At 40.0% G+C, this 2,990-nt stretch carries 3 protein-coding genes; all 3 read left to right on the forward strand.

Translation table 11 applies throughout. From position 1 onward, the window contains the following. On the forward strand, window positions 1-210 hold a 210-nt coding region (locus A8975_RS14460; RefSeq protein WP_134201427.1), incomplete at its 5' end, for a gliding motility-associated C-terminal domain-containing protein. Between the two features lie 25 nt (window positions 211-235). Further along, on the forward strand, window positions 236-1,141 hold the full coding sequence (locus tag A8975_RS14465) for a type IX secretion system membrane protein PorP/SprF (protein ID WP_131506506.1): 906 nt from the start codon (window positions 236-238) through the stop codon (window positions 1,139-1,141). A gap of 308 nt (window positions 1,142-1,449) precedes the next feature. Then, window positions 1,450-2,990: OmpA family protein (locus A8975_RS14470; protein WP_243833000.1), on the forward strand; the 1,541-nt coding region annotated here is incomplete at its 3' end.

Below are 2,990 nucleotides of genomic sequence, written 5' to 3' on the forward strand. Positions count from 1 at the left end.
GACACATTTGATTTAAGTAGTTATGGTGTAACACGATTAGAGATATTCAACCGTAATGGCGTATTGGTATATTCTAAAGATAACTACACAAATGAGTGGTATGGACAGAGCAATAGTGGAGATGAGCTACCAGTAGGTACTTACTTCTATACGATGATCTATGAGAATGGAGCAAAGAAGCGTAGTGCTTGGGTATACATCAACAAATAAGACTAACCGAAATTAATCTAAGAACATGAAAAGACTCACAATACTAATACTAACGCTCGTAGGCTTTCAGGTCTTTGGGCAGCAGGACCCACAGTACACACAGTACATGTATAATATGAACGTCATTAACCCAGCTTATGCAGGCTCAAGGGAGAATCTAAGTTTTGGTTTACTGTATCGTACGCAGTGGACAGGATTAGAAGGAGCACCAAAGACAGGAACATTCTTTGGTCACCTTCCCGTAGGCGAGAAAGTAGGATTAGGGTTATCGATTATATCAGATAACATAGGTCCAGTAAACGAGACCAATGCTTATGCAGATTTCTCGTATACACTTCGATTAGGAGGCGAACACCGCTTGGCGTTTGGTGTTAAGGCAGGCGCAACGTTTCATGATATAGGACTCACAGGTCTTGATGTCGTGGACCCTAACGATCCTTTCTTCTCGGAGAACATCAACAGTGTGACACCAAACATAGGTGCAGGAGCATTTTATTATACAGACCATTACTATTTAGCAGTATCTGTACCGAATATTTTAAATTCGGTACACCTTGATGCCAATGGTTTTGAGTTAGGCTCAGAAGTTAGCCATTACTTCATAACAGGAGGATATGTGTTTGACTTATCACAGAACACCAAGTTGAAGCCATCGTTTTTGGTGAAGTCAGCCTTTGATGCACCAACCTCTTTTGATGTAAACTTAAATGCGTTGTTTTATGATAAGTTCGAGATAGGAGCCTCTTATAGGCTTGATGATTCATTTTCAGGGCTTATCAATTTTGCGATTACCCCATCGCTACGTATAGGTTATGCTTATGATAGTGTTACTTCAGATATAAAGAGGTATGCACCAGCATCGCATGAGTTCATGTTATTGTTTGACCTTAACTTCCCTAAGAAGGTATCACGATCACCAAGATATTTCTAACCATTCAAGCCAAACCAAAGATGAAAAACATACAAAAATATTTATTGATAACCTTGCTGAGTGGATTAAGTGTAACAGCTCAGAACAAGGACACCAAGAGAGCAGACAAGCACTTCAACAGGTTTGAGTTTGTTGAGGCAGCAGAAGAATATGCAAAGTTAGTAGAAGACGGAAAAGGCGACAGTTATGTATACGGTCAATTAGCCGAGTCTTATTACAATGTATTCAATACAGAGGAAGCAGAACGCTGGTACGCCAAGGCACTGGAGAGCAGTGACAACCCAGAGATGATTTTTAAGTATTCTCAAATGCTTAAGGCCAATGGGAAGTACGAAGCGTCTAATGTACAAATGGCTAGATTTGCAGAGATGCGTCCAAGTGATGATAGAGCCATTGCTTATAAGAAAAATCCAGACTATCTACCAAAGATATTAGAAAAAGGCAAGAAGTTCAACATCCAAAATATGGGCTTTAACAGCAAGTATTCTGACTTTGGAGGAACGCTACAAGATGGTAAGCTGTACATTACATCAGCAAGAAACACCTCACGTAGAACCTATGGATGGAACGAAGAGCCATTTTTAGATATTTATGAAATGTCAAAGAATGCAGATGGAACCTATCTAGCAGCAGCATTAGTAGAAGATAAAGTAAACACAAAGTATCATGAAGGAGTAGTATCATTTTCACCAGATGGAAACACGATGTACTTTTCAAGAGAAAGTTTCTTTGAGAAGATGTACGAGAAAGACTCTATCACCAAAAACAGATACAGTGTACTGCAATTGTTCAAAGCAACTAAAGAAGGGGATAAGTGGAGCAATATAGAAGGCTTTGCAATCAACAGTGAGAACTATTCGGTAAAAAACCCATCAGTAAGCGCAGACGGAAAGACATTATACTTTGCATCTAATATGCCAGGTGGCTATGGTCTTTTTGATATCTACAAGGCAAGCATCAACGATGATGGTACATTAGGAGAAGCAGAGAACCTAGGACAGAAGGTAAACACGCAAGGACAAGAGATGTTTCCTTATATAAGCAGTAACGGAACGCTGTACTTCTCATCAAACGGTCACTTGGGCTTAGGAAACCTAGATGTATTCCATACCAAGGAGATAGACGGTAAGATGGCACCAGTTAGAAACATAGGAGTGCCAATCAATAGTAATGCTGATGACTTTGCATTTAGATTAGATGAAGAAAGTGGAGAAGGCTTTGTATCATCAAACAGAGAAGGCGGAGTAGGAAGCGATGATATTTATGCTATTAAGAAACTCCAACCATTATGTGATGTACTTATCACAGGAACAGTAACCGATTCAAAGACAGGTAACCCAATTAACGCAGCATCAGTAACGATGTATGATAGTAAGGGGAATAAAGTATTGTCAAAAGTAACCGATTCAGACGGTACTGTAGAGTTCATTGTAGAGTGCGGAGAAGGTTCAGCCCTTGAGGTGTCTATGGATGGTTATGAGAGTAAAAGAGTAACAGTAGAAGGCTCAGAGGAAGAAGAAGTAGCAGTAGCTATAGCACTGGATCCAATAGAAGAGATAGTGGCAGTGGACAGAGTAAACTTAGACCCAATTTATTTTGATTTTGACAAGTCTAACATTACCTCACAAGCAGCATTTGAGTTGGATAAGCTGGTACAGGTGATGCAAAAGTATCCAGAGATGGTTATCTCAGTATCGTCACATACAGACAGTAGAGGATCAGCATCATACAACATGGCCTTATCGGACAGGAGAGCAAAGACAACAGTATCTTATGTAGTCTCTAAAGGGATAGACAGATCAAGAATAACAGGATCAGGCAAAGGAGAGAGTGAGCCTAAGGAAGACTG

The organism is Meridianimaribacter flavus, from assembly GCF_004366715.1.
Classification (GTDB): Bacteria; Bacteroidota; Bacteroidia; order Flavobacteriales; family Flavobacteriaceae; genus Gaetbulibacter_B; species Gaetbulibacter_B jejuensis.